15 protein-coding genes are annotated in these 15788 nt (G+C 69.4%); 7 read left to right on the plus strand and 8 right to left on the minus strand.

Going from position 1 to position 15788, the window contains the following annotated elements:
- Positions 1-58 precede the first annotated feature (58 nt).
- The 4 genes from KX816_15700 to KX816_15715 are packed head-to-tail and all read left to right on the plus strand — an operon-like array spanning position 59 to position 3856.
- Positions 59-982 carry a dihydrodipicolinate synthase family protein gene (locus KX816_15700; GenBank protein ID QXQ05655.1) on the plus strand — a complete coding sequence of 308 codons (924 nt, stop codon included), beginning with the start codon at positions 59-61 and terminating at the stop codon, positions 980-982.
- A gap of 3 nt (positions 983-985) precedes the next feature.
- A complete protein-coding gene (locus KX816_15705; protein QXQ05656.1) occupies positions 986-2170 on the plus strand; it encodes an FAD-binding oxidoreductase in 1185 nt (394 codons plus the stop codon).
- The gene (locus KX816_15710; protein ID QXQ05657.1) at positions 2170-2460 is read left to right on the plus strand and encodes a (2Fe-2S)-binding protein; all 291 of its coding nucleotides are present in this window, start codon (positions 2170-2172) and stop codon (positions 2458-2460) included. Before KX816_15705 ends, KX816_15710 begins: the two co-directional genes overlap by 1 nt.
- On the plus strand, positions 2453-3856 hold the full coding sequence (locus KX816_15715) for a (2Fe-2S)-binding protein (GenBank protein QXQ05658.1): 1404 nt from the start codon (positions 2453-2455) through the stop codon (positions 3854-3856). Before KX816_15710 ends, KX816_15715 begins: the two co-directional genes overlap by 8 nt.
- Here the strand turns inward: KX816_15715 and KX816_15720 are convergent.
- From KX816_15720 to KX816_15740, 5 genes are all read right to left on the minus strand, one after another.
- Positions 3853-4257 carry a RidA family protein gene (locus KX816_15720; GenBank protein ID QXQ05659.1) on the minus strand — a complete coding sequence of 135 codons (405 nt, stop codon included), beginning with the start codon at positions 4255-4257 and terminating at the stop codon, positions 3853-3855. The two genes, KX816_15715 and KX816_15720, sit on opposite strands and share 4 nt — an antisense overlap.
- A 19-nt stretch (positions 4258-4276) precedes the next feature.
- On the minus strand, positions 4277-4756 hold the full coding sequence (locus KX816_15725) for a VOC family protein (protein ID QXQ05660.1): 480 nt from the start codon (positions 4754-4756) through the stop codon (positions 4277-4279).
- A 58-nt stretch (positions 4757-4814) separates the two neighbouring features.
- On the minus strand, positions 4815-6278 hold the full coding sequence (locus KX816_15730; protein QXQ05661.1) for a sodium:solute symporter family protein: 1464 nt from the start codon (positions 6276-6278) through the stop codon (positions 4815-4817).
- On the minus strand, positions 6275-6502 hold the full coding sequence (locus KX816_15735; GenBank protein QXQ05662.1) for a DUF3311 domain-containing protein: 228 nt from the start codon (positions 6500-6502) through the stop codon (positions 6275-6277). The genes KX816_15730 and KX816_15735 overlap by 4 nt, the downstream gene beginning before the upstream one ends.
- Positions 6503-6624: 122 nt before the next feature.
- On the minus strand, positions 6625-7113 hold the full coding sequence (locus KX816_15740) for a MarR family winged helix-turn-helix transcriptional regulator (GenBank protein QXQ08615.1): 489 nt from the start codon (positions 7111-7113) through the stop codon (positions 6625-6627).
- Positions 7114-7237: 124 nt separating this feature from the next.
- Here KX816_15740 and KX816_15745 point away from each other — a divergent pair, with 124 nt between their 5' ends.
- The 3 genes from KX816_15745 to KX816_15755 are packed head-to-tail and all read left to right on the plus strand — an operon-like array spanning position 7238 to position 11662.
- A complete protein-coding gene (locus KX816_15745) occupies positions 7238-8017 on the plus strand; it encodes a cyclase family protein (protein ID QXQ05663.1) in 780 nt (259 codons plus the stop codon).
- Between the two features lie 4 nt (positions 8018-8021).
- The gene (locus KX816_15750) at positions 8022-10166 is read left to right on the plus strand and encodes an indolepyruvate ferredoxin oxidoreductase subunit alpha (GenBank protein QXQ05664.1); all 2145 of its coding nucleotides are present in this window, start codon (positions 8022-8024) and stop codon (positions 10164-10166) included.
- Positions 10166-11662 carry an indolepyruvate oxidoreductase subunit beta family protein gene (locus KX816_15755; protein ID QXQ05665.1) on the plus strand — a complete coding sequence of 499 codons (1497 nt, stop codon included), beginning with the start codon at positions 10166-10168 and terminating at the stop codon, positions 11660-11662. The genes KX816_15750 and KX816_15755 overlap by 1 nt, the downstream gene beginning before the upstream one ends.
- 108 nt (positions 11663-11770) lie before the next feature.
- Here KX816_15755 and KX816_15760 read toward each other — a convergent pair whose 3' ends face one another.
- From KX816_15760 to KX816_15770, 3 genes are all read right to left on the minus strand, one after another.
- Positions 11771-12175, minus strand: a complete 405-nt coding sequence (locus tag KX816_15760) for a DUF4174 domain-containing protein (protein ID QXQ05666.1) — start codon at positions 12173-12175, stop codon at positions 11771-11773.
- 35 nt (positions 12176-12210) lie between these two features.
- The gene (locus tag KX816_15765; protein ID QXQ08616.1) at positions 12211-14919 is read right to left on the minus strand and encodes a TonB-dependent receptor; all 2709 of its coding nucleotides are present in this window, start codon (positions 14917-14919) and stop codon (positions 12211-12213) included.
- A gap of 65 nt (positions 14920-14984) precedes the next feature.
- On the minus strand, positions 14985-15776 hold the full coding sequence (locus KX816_15770) for an EF-hand domain-containing protein (protein QXQ05667.1): 792 nt from the start codon (positions 15774-15776) through the stop codon (positions 14985-14987).
- Between the last annotated feature and the right edge of the window lie 12 nt (positions 15777-15788).

Raw genomic sequence — 15788 nt, forward strand, 5'->3', positions numbered from 1 at the left:
TGGTGCATGATCGCTGGCCTAGACCCGACCAAGGACTATATCACCGGGGGACCATCGCGTGACGAGCAAGCGCTCAAGGACGGACTGGCGCGGGTACATCCCGGCGATGCTGACGCCCTTTGCTGCCGATGGCGCGCTCGACCTGCCGACGCTGGCCCGCCACCTCGAATGGCTCCACGGCGAGGGTATGCACGGCCTCGTCATCGGTGGCACCACCGGCGAGTGGACCAGCCTGTCACCGGTCGAGCGGCGCCAGTTGTTCACCGCGGTCGGAGCGCAGATGAAGGGCCGGCTGCCACTGCTGGCGGGCTGCACCAGCTACACTCCGGACGAGGCGGTGGCGCTCGCCGAGCACGCTGCAGCTGCAAGCTTCGACGGCATCCTGCTGACCCCGCCGCCCTATCTGAAGCCGACCGAGGAGGAAATCTTCCGCTTCTACGAGGCCGTCGCGGCGCGCTCGCCGCTGCCGCTGTGCGTCTACAACTGGCCGCCCGGCACCGGCATCGACATGTCGCTGGAATTGCTCACCCGCATCGCGGCGATCGACAACGTCGCCGCGATCAAGCAGTCGACGGGCGTGCTCAGCCGCTTCGTGGCGACCTTCTTCGCGCTGCGCGAGCAGGTTCGGGTGTTCGGCTTCTCGATGGACGAGCATGGCCTGACACTGTTGCGGGTCCACGACGGCGACGGTACGATGGGCGCCGGCGGCGTCCTCGGGCGCGACCAGCCGGATTTCTACAACAACCTGTGGCGCGGCGACATCGATGCGGCGCGGGCCTGCGGCGCGAAGGACCGACTGATCCTCGACCTCTGGTACACCCCCGATCTTGTCGGCCGCTTCGGGTCGGGCCCAGCTGCGCTCAAGGCGGGTTTCGCCGCGCTCGGCATGTCGCTCGGCGGCGTCCGCGCACCCTTGATCGACGTCGACGACGCGGGCCGGCAGCGCATCGCCGAGACATTGCGCGCGGTCGGCAAGCTGTAGGGGATGGACCGCGCCGACGTCCTGGTCGTCGGCGGCGGTTTGACGGGTTGCGCGACGGCTTTCCACCTCGCGCGCGCCGGGGCCTCGGTGATCCTGATCGAGGCGGGCGAGCTGAACGGCGGCGCATCGGGGCAGAACGCGGGCTCGCTCCACTTCCAGATCGAGCGGCGCTTCCTCGAGAACGGCGAGGCGCTGGCCGAGCAGGCGACGCGGGTGCTGGCGCTCAACCGGCTCGCGGTCGCCGACTGGCAGGGGCTGCAGGCGATGTTCGACGACGACCTCGAGATCGTCATGGACGGCGGGCTGATGGTCGCCGAGACCGCGGCCGAGGTCGCCCAGCTCCAACGCAAGGTCGTCCGCGAGCAGGCGATGGGTCTCGCGACCCGCTTGATCGGCGGCGACGAATTGCGCGGACTGGCGCCGTATCTCGCGACCACAATCCAGGCTGCGAGCTGGCTCGGATCTGAGGGCCACGCCAACCCGCGCACCATTGCCCGTGTCTTCGCGCGCGCGGCGATCGCCGATGGTGTCGATGTTCGCACCCGCACCGTGCTGACCGGGGCCACAAAGCACCACGGCGGGTACGCGGTCGACCTGGCTTCGGGGGACGTGGCGACGACGGTCCAGGCCGACCGCGTGCTGCTCGCGACCGGGGCCGCGACGGCTACGGTCGGCGCGCTGTTCAACCTGCACCTGCCGATCTTCCCCGCCGGGCTGACGATGAACATCACCGACCGTCGCCCGCAGTTCCTGCCGCATCTGGTCCAGCACGTCGGTCGGCGCCTGTCGATGAAGCAGGCGCATAGTGGCAATGTCCTGATCGGCGGCGGCTGGTCATCGACCCTGCGCAAGTCGCCGACGGGAGGCTTCGACGTCAGCCGCCCGCCCGAGCTGCAACTGGCGTCGGTGCAGGGCAATCTGCGCGCCGCGGTCGACACGGTGCCTGCGGTCGCGTCTCTCAACATCATCCGCAGCTGGACCGGCATCGTCGCGCTGACCGTCGACCAGCTGCCGATCGTCGGTCAGGTCGCGCCGGGGCTGTTCGTCGCAGCCGGAGGTTCCGGCTTCACGCTGGGGCCGACCTTCGCCAGGTTGCTAGCGGCGCAGATGGCGGGCAGCCAGCCGGCGCCCGAACTGGCGATCTTCGGGCCGGGGCGGTTCGACCACCTCAATGGATTCATGGGCTGATGCGCATCGAGGATAGCGTCACACGCGGGCCGGGGCTGGACATCCTCGTTGACGGGCGCGTGGTGCCGGCCTTCGGCGGCGAGACGCTGGCGACGACGCTGATCGCCGCCGGGATCAGCGCCTTTCGCGATGACAGCCGCGACCGGCCGCGCGGGCTGTTCTGCAACATGGGGACCTGCTGCGAATGCTTCGTCCGGGTGACGGTGCCGGGGCGAGCCGCGCGCGACGTCAGGGCCTGCCTGACCCTGGTCGCTGCCGGCATGGCGGTGGAGCTGGCGCGGCATGACTGAGCCTTCGGTCTTCGATCTCGCGATCGTCGGCGGCGGCCCGGCCGGGCAGGCGGCTGCCGAGATCGCCATCGCCAATGGCCTGTCGGTCGTGATGTTCGACGAACAGCAGCGCCTCGGCGGGCAGATCCTCCGCCAGCCACCGGTCGGCTTCGCGGTAGCCCGGTGGATGCAGGGTCGGGCCTACCGCGGCGTCGCGGCCCAACTGGCGCGCGCCACCGCACTCACAGCGATCGACTGGCGCGGCGGCACGTCGGTGCTGGGCCTCTTCAAGCGCGCCGACGGCTTCGATATCGTCGCCAACGGACCCGCCGGACCGGCCTCCGCCGTGGCGACACGCGTGCTCATCGCCGCTGGCTGCTACGACATGCCGGTTGCCCTGCCCGGGTGGACGACGCCCGGCGTCATGGGCGCGGGCGCGGTGCAGGCGTTCATCAAGAGCCAGCAGTTCCTGCCCGGCCGGCGCTTCGTATTGGCGGGGACGCACCCTCTACAGCTTCTCGTCGCCGATCAGGTCCGGCGCGGCGGCGGCACGGTGGTCGCGGTGATCTTCGCGCAGTCGGCGGCCGCAGCGGTGGCCCGCGTGCTCGCCGACCCGTTGACCGCCGTCCTCAATGCATCGACGCTCGCCAGCGCGGCGGTGTCGTTCGCGCGGCTGCGCTGGGCCGGCGTGTCGGTCCGGTTCGGCACGACGGTCGCCCGCGCCGAAGGTCGCGCACGGCTGTCCTCGGTCACCCTGCAGAACTGCGTCGCCTCCGGCCCGACCGGGCGAACCGCCGGCGTGCTCAATTGCGACACGCTGGCCCTGTGTTTCGGCTTCCTGCCGCAGGCCGACCTGCCGCGCGCCACCGGCTGCACGGTCGAGCGCGATCCGGCGACCGGCGGCTGGGCGACGACGCACGACGCATGGCTGCGGAGCAGTATCGTCGGCCTCTTCGTCGCAGGCGAGACGACCGGGGTCGCGGGCGCCGACTGCGCGCTGGAGGAGGGGCGGATCGCCGGGCTCGGCATCGCGCTCGACGCCGGCCGCCTGACCGTGGCGCAGGCCGACGCAGCAGCTCGCGCACCCCGCGCTCGCCTGGCCCGCCGCCGGAAGTTCGCGGCGATGCTCGCCGACATCGCCTCGCCCGCGGCCATCGTCCCGCAATTGATCGACGACACGACCATCGTCTGCCGCTGCGAGGACGTCACCCGGGGACAGTTGCGGGCGGCGATGGCGTCGCGCGGTGGCCCGGGAGGAGCAAGCTCGCTGAAGCTCGTCACCCGCGCCGGCATGGGCCTGTGCCAGGGCCGGTCGTGCGAGCAGGCGGTTATGACCATTCTCGGCGAGACCGGGCGACCGGCGGGCTTCACCGCCCGCTTCCCGGTGCGTCCGGTCGCGGTCGCCGACCTGATTTAGGCGACCGTCGCGGTCGCCTCGATCTCGATCAGGAAGTCGGGCAACGCCAGCGTAGCGACCCCGATCATGGTGTTCGGGGCCGGTGTTGCGCCATCGTAGAACGCGCCCAGTTCGGCACCGATGACGCCGAGCTTGTCGGGCGTATGACCGACGATATAGGTTCGGATGCGGATAACGTCCGCCGGCGTCGCGCCCGCTGCCGCAAGTACGGCACGCAAGTTGGCGAGTGCCTGCCGGGTCTGCGCTGCGAGGTCGCCGGGACCGACGAGGGTGTAGTCTTTGTCCCACGCCACCTGCCCGGCAAGATGCAGCGTCTTGCCGCCGTCCTGCAGCGTCGCGTGCGAGAACCCGTAGGCGACGCTGTCGTACAGTTCGGGCGGATTGATCCGTTCGATGGCCATGGAATGCTCCTTCGCGGGTTCAGTCGACGATTTCGAGCTGGTGCCCGAACGGGTCGCGGACATAGAGGTTTTTCTTGCCGGCCAGCGGCCCGCTGTCGATCAGGATCGTCTCGAGGACGGTGCAGCCCTTTTCCGCCAAGTAGCGCGCGGCGACGTCGACGTCGTCGACCCGCAGGCCAAGGTGGTGACCGCCCCGGTCGCAGTTGCGCGGCACATGCGTGTTGCGGTCGTCGGGCTTGTCGTAGGTGACAAGCTGGAGGTTCAGGTTGCTGGTCAGCTTGAGCATGGCCAGCGTCAGCCGCGCCCCGGCAACTCCGACATGCGCCTCGGTCCAGTCGCGGCCGTCGGCTCCGGCGGGGATTTCGGCGGCATCGATCGGACCGACGCGGAACAACTCCTGCGCCCCGAACACGTCGCTGTAGAAGGCGACCGCGGCGTCGAGATCGGGGACGGTGAACGAGACATGGTCGGCGGCGAGGAACTGCGGGCGGGAGGTCATGAACGGCTCCTCATGGTCGGTGGTACAGGTGTCGCGGTGGCGGCCCTCAAGCGCAACGTCAGGCCGCCGTCGATGTCGTTGCCGCCAGCGCAACGGCGGGGCGGAGCAAGGCGCTGACGACGACCGCGACCGCCGCGTTGAGCAGCATTGCGACCAGCCCGGGCTCCCAGCCCGGCAGCAACGTGCCGGCCAGCGCCGTCACGGCCGGGACCAGTAGTGTCACATAGCCCGCGACCATGCCCGCGAACACGCCGACGGCGCTGGCCCGGGTCCAGGTGAACGCCAGGAACACACCCGGTGCAAGCATGCCGATCGAGGCGTAAGCCGACAGCCCGATCTCGACCAGCGAGCGCGTGCCGCCGATGGTCAGCCACACCGCGACCGCGGCAAAGCCGATCATCGACACCCGCGCCACTGTCAACCCGCCGCGCGGCGACAGCCGCGGCAGCAGCGGTTGGATGACGTTGCGCGAGAAGATCGAGCCCATGGTCAGCAGCAGCACCGACCCCGGCACCAGCGCCAGCAGGCAGGCGGTGCCCGCCAGCATCCCGATCACCCACGGCGGATAGCGGTCGGCGACGAACTGCAGCAGCGCGGCATTGAGGTTGCCGTCGGGCGGGATGGTGCCGGCCAGCAACGCCGCGAACCCGAGCAGGATGATGAACAGGTAAGATAGCGAATACAGCGGCTGGAAGATCGCGTTACGCCGGATCGTCGAGGCGTCGGCGGCAGAGAAGCACAGCTGGAACATGTGCGGGAAGATCCAGGTGCCCAGCGCGACGTTGAGCGCCGAGGTCATCAGCCAGGTCGTGCCCAGCCCCGCCGCGGGTTGCAGCCCGGGCAGGCTGCCGACGCCGGGATGCCGCTCCTGCACCAGACGGAACACGTCAAGCATCGAGGTCGCGCCGACATGCGAGGCGACGGTCGCACACAGCCCGGCGACCAGCGCCAGCATCAGGATATCCTTGACCCCGGCGGCGAAAGCGGCCGAGCGCAAGCCCGCCAGGAAAACGAAGGCGAGCATCGCGACGGCAGCGAGGATAGCCGCTGTGGTGCCTGAGACCTCGCTGCCAAGTGTCAGCCGCAGGATCAGGCTGAGCGCGGTGATCTGAATCTGGACGTAGACCACCAGCGCGGCGATGCCGGCGACCGCGACGATGATACCGAGCCAGTTGGCGCGGTAGTGGTCGGCGAAGAAATCGGCTTGGGTGATCAGGCCGCGCCGGCGCCCCGCGGCCCAGATTTCCGGCATCAGCCAATAGCCGATCGCCGCTGCCAGCGAGACCGAGCAGAACGCCAAATACGCCGGTGCGCCGTACGCCCAGGCAAAGCCGGATATACCCAGCACGGCGAAGGTCGTGTAGATTTCGCCGGCGTTCAAAAACCAGAAGATCAGCGTTCCCATGCGGCGGCTGCCGAGCGCCCAGTCCTCGACGTTCTTCGCGCGTGCAGCGCGGCGGCCATAGGCCATCGCACCGACGATAGTCGCTACGACGATCGCCAGCGTCAGTGCGAGGATCAAGGCGTGCCGTTCCGGGCTTCGCGGCGACGGTCGATCAGGTAGACGATTGTGATGACGAGGCTCGCGAAGACCACGCCCCCCATCTGCCACGCCATTGCGAAGGGTAGGGCAAAGGGCCGGGCTTCGATCCCGTTGGCCCACGGAGCGAGCGCAACCTGCCAGACGAACGGCAGCACCAGCAGCGCCAGGTGCCAGCGGCGTTGTCGTGGTCGATCGCTTGCCATGCCGCGCCCTCCCTTCGCTCGATCGTCGCGCTACTCCGCAACGGCAGTAAGCTCAGTTAATCGGCATTTCGCAAGCGCAGCAAGCGCAATGAGTTCGCAATTTCGTTGTCAAAAACGCTTGGCTATTTATCGGTATCGCCTGGCAGTGCATCGAGATTTTCCTGCAGGCGCCCAATCAGTCCTATCAGCCGGTCGAAATCGCTCGCGGAAAATCCGGTGATAACCCCAGCGTAAACCGGTGCCGTGATCTCGCGCGCCGCGGCCAGCAGATCGCTTCCGGCGGCGGCCAGGAAGACCTGGCGGACCCGCGCGTCGTCGGGCTTGACCTCCGACGACACCAGCCCGGCCTTCTCCATCCGCTGGACGATCCTCAGCATCGTCGACAGGTTGATCACCGCCGCGTCCGCCAGCTCGCCGACGCTGCGTGGCATGCGCTCGCCCAGCACCATCAGCACGCGCCAGTTCGGGATATCGAGTCCGATTGTCCGCAGCCGCGCCTCGATGACGATGTTGTACCGGCTGACGGCGCGGTTGAGCAGGTAGAACGGATAGCGGTCGACCTTGAAGCCCGGGCTGCCGGGATCGCCCAGCTTGCGGTTGTCGCAGGCGATGCTGTTGTTGTCGGGCACGCTCCGCAACTAGCCCCTGCAATCGTTCCGGGCAACGCGAGAATGGTTGCACGTGCAAGTTTTATCGGTCACACTTCGAGTCGTCATCCGGACCCGGGGAAATTGCATGTCAGCTGAACTGCTCCACAATTTCGCGCAGGCCGTCGCCAGCGGCACGATCCGCGCCGTTGACCTGACCCAGATCCTGTCGGAGGACACCCCCGTCCTCGTCCTGCCCGACGAGTTCGGCCAGTGCGCCGCCTTCAGCCGCGAGGAAATCTCGCGCTACGACGAGCGCGGCGTCGCCTGGTACTGGAACAATTTCACCGTCAGCGAGCACACCGGCACGCACTTCGACGCGCCGGTCCACTGGATCACGGGCCGCGACCGCGCCGACAACTCCGTCGACAGCGTGCCAGCACGCGATTTCGTCGCCCCGGCCGTGGTCATCGACTGCTCGAAGGAGGCCGCTGCAAACCCCGATTTCCTGCTGACCGTGCCGTTCATCGAGGCGTGGGAGCAGGTCCATGGCCGCATCCCGCCGCGCAGCTGGGTGCTGATGCGCACCGACTGGTCGAAGCGTTCGCCCGAGGATTACGTCAACCGCCGCGAGGACGGCGCGCACACCCCGGGCCCCGATCCCGATGCGGTGCGGATGCTGGTCCACGACCGCGATGCCCACGGCTTCGGGGTCGAGACGATCGGCACCGATGCCGGGCAGGCCCACCTGCTGACCCCGGCTTACCCGGCGCACACCTTCTTCCACGAGGCCGGGCGCTACGGCCTGCAGTGTCTCGAGAACCTCGACCAGTTGCCGCCGACCGGCGCAGTGATCGTCGCCGCCCCGCTCAAGATCAAGGGCGGCTCCGGCAGCCCGCTGCGCGTTCTCGCGCTGGTCCAGGACTAAATTCGTGGCGGAACGTTCGTTCGCACGCGAAGTCGAGCACCTCCGGCTCGGCGCTGGCGATGTCTTCCACGGTGAAGGCATCCTCGCGGTCACCAAGGGGCTGTTGCAGGCGGGCGTCGCCTACGTCGGCGGCTACCAGGGCTCGCCGATCAGCCACCTGATGGACGTCTTCGCCGATGCGGACGGGCTGTTGAAGGAGCTCGGCGTCCACTTCGAGGCCAGCGCCAGCGAGGCGACGGCGGCGGCCATGCTCGCGGCGTCGGTCAACTACCCGCTGCGCGGCGCGGTCGCGTGGAAGTCCGTCGTCGGCACCAACGTCGCCTCCGATGCGCTGTCGAACGTCGCGTCGGGTGGGGTAACCGGCGGCGCGCTGATCATCGTCGGCGAGGACTACGGCGAAGGCTCGTCGATCATGCAGGAGAGGACGCACGCTTTCGCCATGAAGTCGCAGATGTGGCTGCTCGACCCGCGTCCCAACCTGACCAGCATCGTCGACATGGTCGAGAAGGGCTTCGAGCTGTCGGAGGCGTCGAGCACCCCGGTCATGCTCGAGCTCCGCGTCCGCGCCTGCCACGTCACCGGCGAGTTCGTCGCCAAGGACAATGTCCGCCCGCCGCTCACCGTCGGCGAGGCCGCCTCCAACCCGCGCCGCGCCACCGACCGCATCGTGCTGCCACCCGCCAACTTCCTCCACGAGAAGGAAAAGATCGAGGAGCGCTGGCCCGCCGCGCTGCGCTTCGTCGCCGAGCAGCGCCTCAACGAGCACTTCGGTCCGACCAACGGCGAGATCGGCGTCATCGTCCAGGGCGGCCTGTTCAACAGCCTCAACCGCGCGCTCGAGCTGATCGGCCTGTCGGACGCCTTCGGCAACGCCGAGATCCCGGTCTATTGCCTTAACGTCACCTACCCCCTGCTCCCCGACGAGGTCGCCGCCTTCTGCCTCGGCAAGACCGCGGTGATGATCGTCGAGGAAGGCCAGCCCGAGTTCATCGAACACGAGCTCAATACGCTGGTCCGCCGCGCCGACCTGCAGACCCGCATCGTCGGCAAAGACGTGCTGCCGCGCGCCGGCGAATATACCGGGCAAGTTCTCGTCGAGGGGTTGACCAAGTTCCTGCGTACCTGGGCGCCCGCGCTCGCTCCTGACGCACCCACGCCGGTGGTGGCCGAGGCCCAGCCGCTCGCCGTCGCCGAGGTGCCGCAGCGTCCCGCCGGCTTCTGCACCGGCTGCCCGGAGCGCCCGATCTTCACGGCGATGAAACTGGTCGAGCGCGAACTCGGGCCGAGCCACGTCTCCGCCGACATCGGCTGCCACCTGTTCTCGATCCTGCCGCCGTTCGACATCGGCAACACCACGATGGGCTACGGCCTCGGCGCGGCTGGGGCAGCGGCGTTCCGCCCGTCGGGGCAAAGCGACTCGAAGCGCGCCATCGCGATCATGGGCGACGGCGGTTTCTGGCATAACGGCCTGACCTCCGGGATCGGCAACGCTGTGTTCAACCAGGACGATTCGGTTACGCTGATCGTCGACAACGGCTATTCGGCGGCGACCGGCGGACAGGATATCCTGTCATCGTCGGCGGATAATCCGAGCCGCAGCACGCATCACTCGATCGAGCGCGCGGTGCGCGGCATCGGCGGCGAGTGGGTGCGGACGCTGACCCGGACCTACGACGTCAAGGCGATGCGCGACACGCTGCGCGAGGCGCTGACCACCAAGATCGCGGGGCCGAAGGTCATCATCGCCCAGTCGGAGTGCATGCTCAACAAGCAGCGCCGCGAGAAGCCGCTGGTTGCGAAGGCGGTCAAGGCCGGCAAGCGCGTCGTCCGTGAGCGCTTCGGCATCGATCCCGACACCTGCACCGGCGACCACAGCTGCATCCGGCTCTCAGGTTGTCCTTCGCTGACCGTCAAGCCCAACCCCGACCCGCTCCGCCTCGACCCGATCGCGCATGTCGAGAACAGCTGCGTCGGCTGTGGCCTGTGCGGCGAGGTCGCGCACGCCGCGGTGCTGTGCCCGAGCTTCTACCGCGCCGAGATCGTCCAGAACCCGACCCGCTGGGACCTGCTTGCCGAGCGCATCCGGGCTGCGGTGATCGGCTTCTTCCAGGCGCGGACCGACCGCGCCCTCGCCGCGCGGGCGTTCTGATGGCGCGCCAACGCCGGACGCTGGCGATCCTCGCGCTGGGCGGGCAGGGCGGCGGCGTCCTCGCAGACTGGATCCTCGCGGTCGGCGATGCCAACGGCTGGCGGACGCAGGGCACCTCGGTTCCCGGCGTCGCCCAGCGCACCGGATCGACGATCTACTACATCGAGATGTTTCCCAGCGGCGGCCACGCCCCTGCGCCCGCCCCGGTCCTCGCGCTCAACCCGGTGCCGGGCGACGTCGACATCGTCATCGCGTCCGAACTGATGGAAGCTGGCCGCGCGATCCTGCGCGGCTTCGTAACTGCCGACCGCACGACGCTGATCGGCTCCACCCACCGGATCTATGCGATCTCCGAAAAGACCGCGATGGGCAACGGCCTCGCCAAGAGCGACCGCGTCGTCGAAGCCGCCGGCCGTCGCGCCAGGCGCTTCATCGGCTTCGACATGGACGCCGCCGCTGCCAGCGCCGGCAGCGTCATCAGCTCGGTGATGCTCGGCGCGCTCGCGGCCAGTGGCGAACTGCCGTTCGACCGCGCATCTTTCGAGGCGGCGATCAAGGCGAGCGGCATCGCGGTACCGGCCAACCTGCGCGGCTTCGCGGCCGGCTGGGACGCGGCACTCGGCGAGTCTGCGATGCCGCTGGAGGTGGTGAATACTCTCCCGGTGCCGACGACTGCGGCGGGCACGGCTTTGCTCGCGCGCATCGAGAAGGAGCTGCCGGCACGTGCCCGGCCGCTCGCAACCGAGGGCGTCCGCCGGCTGATGGACTATCAGGACGCCGCCTACGCGACGCGCTACCTCGACCGCCTCAAGGGCATTGCCGCAGTCGACGACGGCTTCGACGGCCACGCGCTGACCGCGGAAGCGGCGCGCTACCTCGCCCTGTGGATGAGCTATGAGGATACGATCCGCGTCGCCGACCTGAAGACCCGCGCCAGCCGCGTCGAGCGCGTCCGCACCGAGGTCCACGCCCGCGACGGACAGCTGCTCGGAATCACCGAGTTCATGCACCCGCGCCTGCAGGAGGTCTGCGAGACCATGCCCACGGCGCTCGGCCACTTCATCCTCAGCAGGCCGGGGCTGGTGCGCCGCCTGGAGCCGCTGTTCTCGCAGGGTCGCCACGTCCGCACGACCCGGCTACGCTGGTTCCTGGTGCTGCATTTTCTCGCCGGCCTGCGCCGCTGGCGTCCGAAGACCTTGCGCTTCGGAGAGGAGCAGGCGCGCATCGAGGCGTGGCTCAAGCTGGTCGCGGACGTCGCCTCGCACGACCCCGCGGCGGCGCGCGAACTGGTCGAATGCCAGCGGCTGATCAAGGGCTACGGCGACACCTTCGCGCGCGGCCTGCGCAACTACGACACGATCGTGGCGGCCTATCGCTCCGGGCAACTGGGTGGCGAGCCCGCGACCGCGATCCGTCGCCTGCGCGAGGCCGCGCTGGCCGACGACAAGGGCGACGCACTGGCCGAAACCAGCTTTGCACTGCAACTCGCGTCATAGCTCTTCAGGTGCGCGACTCCCGCTTGATGCCGGATGACAGCCCAGGTGGGCGGCGGGTTGCGCAACCGCTGGCTCGAGCTCGTGGGCCGGTAGCGCAGATCGGAGCGCCTAGCGTTCGCCGTTGCGGCGCATCGGCATCGCATCGATCGTCCGGCTCAAGGTCGCAAACGAAAGCGGGGCCTGCGCGCGGAGCTTTTCGCCACCGTCCTTGCCGATCAGGATCACGGTAAAGCGATCGACCGGCAGGTGGTAGGCCCGCCGTAAGCCGGCGGCACCGTCGGACGCGCCGCGCACCGCGGTGCCGAGCACCTCGACCAGCACGAGGTCACGGTCGTCGCTGCTTTCGCTCATCGCGGCGAAGATGCGGCGCTGGTCGGCAGCGGCGGCGTCGGCAGCATCCGGCGCGGTTACCAGCAGCACCCGATTTTTCCAGCGTAACTGGCTAACAGTTGCTGGCGGAGCCGGTGTGGCGGCGAAAGCCGCAGCGAGGGCGATCAAGGCGGCAGCGGACATGCCGGTCAAACGCGATCACCGCAAATCGGCTCCCGCTAGAAGAACAGCTTGCGGACCGTCAGGCGGACGGTCCGCCCGAGCGGATCGAGGCGGTCGGGCTCATAGCGGATCGGGACTGCTCCGGTGCCGTCGACAACCTTGGTACGGGCATCGAACAGGTTCTCGACCGCGAAGGTGACACGCGCGCCGCGCAGCCACGGGTGCTTGCGCGCCAGGCCGGGCACCTGTCCGAGGTCGGTGAACAGGCGCAAATTAAGCGTCGCGAGATCGGAAAAGACGAGGTTGCTGGTTGGCCGGTCGGCGATGCCGTCCACGGTCGTGCCGCTGTGCCAGTTCGCACTGAGCCGCGCGCCGATGCCGTTCCTGGTGAAGCCTGCCTGCGCCTCGATCTCGTGGCGCGCCTGGCCACCGCTGCTGCCGATCGCGGAGCCGTGGAGCAGGTCGAGCACGGGGATGCCGTCGCGGATCAGGATGTCGTCGCGGATATGCCAGGTGTGGTAGATCGCGAATTGCAGCCGGCCGCCGCCGCCGCCAAATCCGCCGCCGCCGAAGCCGCGCCCGCCGCCACCCGGCCCGCCACCACCGCCGGGCCGCCCGTCGCCGCGCTCGCCACCGGGCGGCCGCGGCAAGCCAGCACCGGCAGCGCGCAGGGCGGCGAAACGGTCCTGCGCCGCCGACTTCAGCGGCTTGGAGAAGTTGATCCCCCAACGCAGTTCCTTGCGGTCCTCGCGGGCGATATTGACCGGGCGCGCATCGATCTGGGTAAGATCGCCATTGGCGTCGCGGACGAAGCGGTCGGCGAACGCAGCCTCGATCTCCGGGGTGACGCTGCCGCTCGGGAACGCCAGGATAGCGTTGCGGGTCGCGCTGCGGACGTAGTTGGCGGTCAGCGACAAGTCGATCTTGGGCCATGGCTTGAGGGTCAGCCCGACCTTCACGACGTGGCGGTTGTCGGCGGTCAGCGCGCGGTTGCCGCCGTCGATCCGGGTGACATCGACAGTGCTGCCGGTGCGATAGTCGAACACCGGAGTCTGCGGGGTGAACAGCATCGGGTTGCCGATCTGCTGGGGCGTCGGCGCGCCGTCCTCGTCGGTCGCCGAGACGACCAGGCTGATCGCCGTAACCGGCATCCAGTGCAGGCCGTATCCGATCGTCGTCAGTGTGCCGAAGTCCGACAGATGATCGAGCGCCAGGTTGGCATTGATCGACAGGTCACCGATCGCCCCGAGCACGCCCTTGCGACGGCTGGTCAGCGGTATGTCGAGATTGACCTGCCCGTTGCCGGTGGTGCGGTTGACGCGGCCGGATTGGGCCAGCCCCGCGCGGACGGAGTCGCTGTCGAAGCCGCTCGCCGCGAACCCCGCGCGGACGCTGGTCGACACCGGGCCCGCCGGCAGGTCAAACAGCGGTCCGCTGAGCAGCAGGTCGGCGTTCCCCGAGGTTGCGACCGAGTGCGCACGGTCGCTCAGCCGCATGCCGAGGCGGGCGGGGTCGATCGGGCCGAAAGGGTTGAGCGTCGGGTCGCCACCCGTCAGGGCGGTCTGGAGCGCACCAATGTCGAAGCCGCGGTCGGTCAATGTGCGGCTCTCGTTGCGGTCGAAGGCGCTGGTCAGCGACCACCGCCAACGCGCCAAATCCCCATCGAAGGTGAAGCCGAGGTGGGCGGCGGTCGCGCGTGTGCGCTGCCGCAGCGGCTCGCCGGGATCGAGGTAGCGGTCGACCGCGACGTCATTGCCGAACGGCGAGAACGGGTTGCCCTGCGGCAGGTCGAGAGCGGCGCTGGCCAGGCCGAGCCGGGCGTCGCTGTCGTTGTACTGGAACCGCCCGTTGACCGTCGCGCCGACCTTGCCGAAGTTGCGGTTGAGGACCGCGTTGATCGACGCCTGCTGGGTCTCCGGCAGCAGCGTCCGGTAGGGCGACAGGTCGGTGGTGTTGGGCTGGTTGGCGGTCGCGGCGAAGGCCCCCAGCGCCGGGGCTCCGGTGGTGGCGGACACCGGCACCCCGGCTACGGCGACCGGCTGTCCCGCCAGCGCGCTCAGGGCCGGGTCGATCTCCGCGTTTCCAGCCGCCGCGGCGACGTTGCCCGTCAGGTCGTAGGGGCGGCGCGGCTGGGTCTCGGTGATGTCGCGCTGGCTGTCGAGCAGCGGATCGCTGTGCTGGTAATTGAGCGCGAGGTTGAACCGCCCGTTCTTGTTGATCCTGAGCAGCGTCGCGTCGGCGGTCGGGTTGTCGCCACCACCACCGGTCGAGGTCCGCCCCGCGAGCTCGCCGGTGACGGCGCGAAAGCGTGGGCGCAGGACGATGTTCACGACGCGGCTGTCGGCCCGGTAACCGTATTTCAGCGCGACCTCCTCGGGCAGGATGTCGACGCGCGAAATCGCCTCGACCGGGATGTCGCGAATTTCGGACAGCCCGGAGATGCGGTGCCCGTTCAGCAGCACTACCGGTGCGTCGCCACCGCGCCCGCGCCCGCTGGTCGTCTGCGGGGCCAGCTCGTCGAGCAATTCAGCGAGCGAACTGACGCCGTAGGACCGGATCTCGGCAGGACCCAGCTGCTGGTCGGGCGGAATGTCGCCGATCACCGCACCGCGCTGGCGCTGCCCGGTGACGACGATGTCCGGGTCCGCGTCGACGGGTTCGCGGTCGGGCGCGCTGCTGCGTTCGGCCGGCGGTTCGGCGCGGGGCGGCACCGCCTGTGCTGCGAGCGCTGCAGGCAGCACGCCGAGGGCCAGGCACGAGGTCAGGCCCGCACGGCGGACGCCGTCGAGCAGCGAGGCCTGGCGTTGCGCCGTTCGCAGCAATGCCCTCGTCACGCGGGCTTGCGGTCGCCGGCCGACTTCATACTGGGCCGCCTCGGCAGCTCGGTGCGCGCGATGAAACCGTCGGCATCGAGATCGAGCATATCGAACCGGCGATCGGCAGCCGCGACGAACTCCGCCTGGGTGATGGTGCGATTGAAGTCGCCGTCGGTGGACGCGACCGGCTCGGGAATGTTGAGCAGCCCGAAGCGGCCGGCACCCTGCAGGCCTTCGCTACCACCGCCAGAGCCGCTCGGCGGAGCGCCGTCGCCGCCGCCACCGCCGCCGCTATGACCGCCACCGCCGCCCATGCCGCCGCCCATGCCGCCCCCGCCCCTGCCGCCGCCCATGCCGCCGTGATGTCCGCCGCCGCCAGCGCCACTGCCACTGCCACTGCCACTGCCACTGCCGCGCGCTGGCCTGCCGCCACCGCCGCCGACGCTGATCTCGGGCGCGACGACGGTCTCATAGTGGTGGACTTCATCGGGCGACAGCTCGCCGTTACCATCGGTGTCGAGGGTCTTGAAGAAGCGCACCGCATCATGGCGAAACTCGGCGCGCGACAGTCGCGCATCATGGTCGCCGTCTGCGCCGTCGAACCACATCGTCATCGAGGCATCACGGCCGCCGGCGCGGAACGGCTCACCCATCGGGCTGATGAACAGCTGACCGCGCGCCGGGCCGTCACCGGCGAACCGCGGATGACCCATGCCGCCGCCGTGCGGTGGCGGCTGCGGTGTCGCGCAGGCGGACAGCAGGCAGATCACCGACCAGCCAAGTATCCGCTTGTCATGATGTTTCATCGATCGTCGGCC

The sequence above is a fragment of the Sphingosinicellaceae bacterium genome (assembly GCA_019285715.1).
GTDB lineage: Bacteria > Pseudomonadota > Alphaproteobacteria > Sphingomonadales > Sphingomonadaceae > Glacieibacterium.

Excerpts from the sequence above, each read along its gene's own strand:
- KX816_15760 (QXQ05666.1), bottom strand. The coding sequence starts at position 12,175 with ATGTCCGCTGCCGCCTTGATCGCCCTCGCTGCGGCTTTCGCCGCCACA.
- KX816_15710 (QXQ05657.1), top strand. The coding sequence starts at position 2,170 with ATGCGCATCGAGGATAGCGTCACACGCGGGCCGGGGCTGGACATCCTC.
- KX816_15725 (QXQ05660.1), bottom strand. The coding sequence starts at position 4,756 with ATGACCTCCCGCCCGCAGTTCCTCGCCGCCGACCATGTCTCGTTCACC.
- KX816_15735 (QXQ05662.1), bottom strand. The coding sequence starts at position 6,502 with ATGGCAAGCGATCGACCACGACAACGCCGCTGGCACCTGGCGCTGCTG.
- KX816_15705 (QXQ05656.1), top strand. The coding sequence starts at position 986 with ATGGACCGCGCCGACGTCCTGGTCGTCGGCGGCGGTTTGACGGGTTGC.
- KX816_15770 (QXQ05667.1), bottom strand. The coding sequence starts at position 15,776 with ATGAAACATCATGACAAGCGGATACTTGGCTGGTCGGTGATCTGCCTG.
- KX816_15720 (QXQ05659.1), bottom strand. The coding sequence starts at position 4,257 with ATGGCCATCGAACGGATCAATCCGCCCGAACTGTACGACAGCGTCGCC.
- KX816_15715 (QXQ05658.1), top strand. The coding sequence starts at position 2,453 with ATGACTGAGCCTTCGGTCTTCGATCTCGCGATCGTCGGCGGCGGCCCG.
- KX816_15745 (QXQ05663.1), top strand. The coding sequence starts at position 7,238 with ATGTCAGCTGAACTGCTCCACAATTTCGCGCAGGCCGTCGCCAGCGGC.
- KX816_15755 (QXQ05665.1), top strand. The coding sequence starts at position 10,166 with ATGGCGCGCCAACGCCGGACGCTGGCGATCCTCGCGCTGGGCGGGCAG.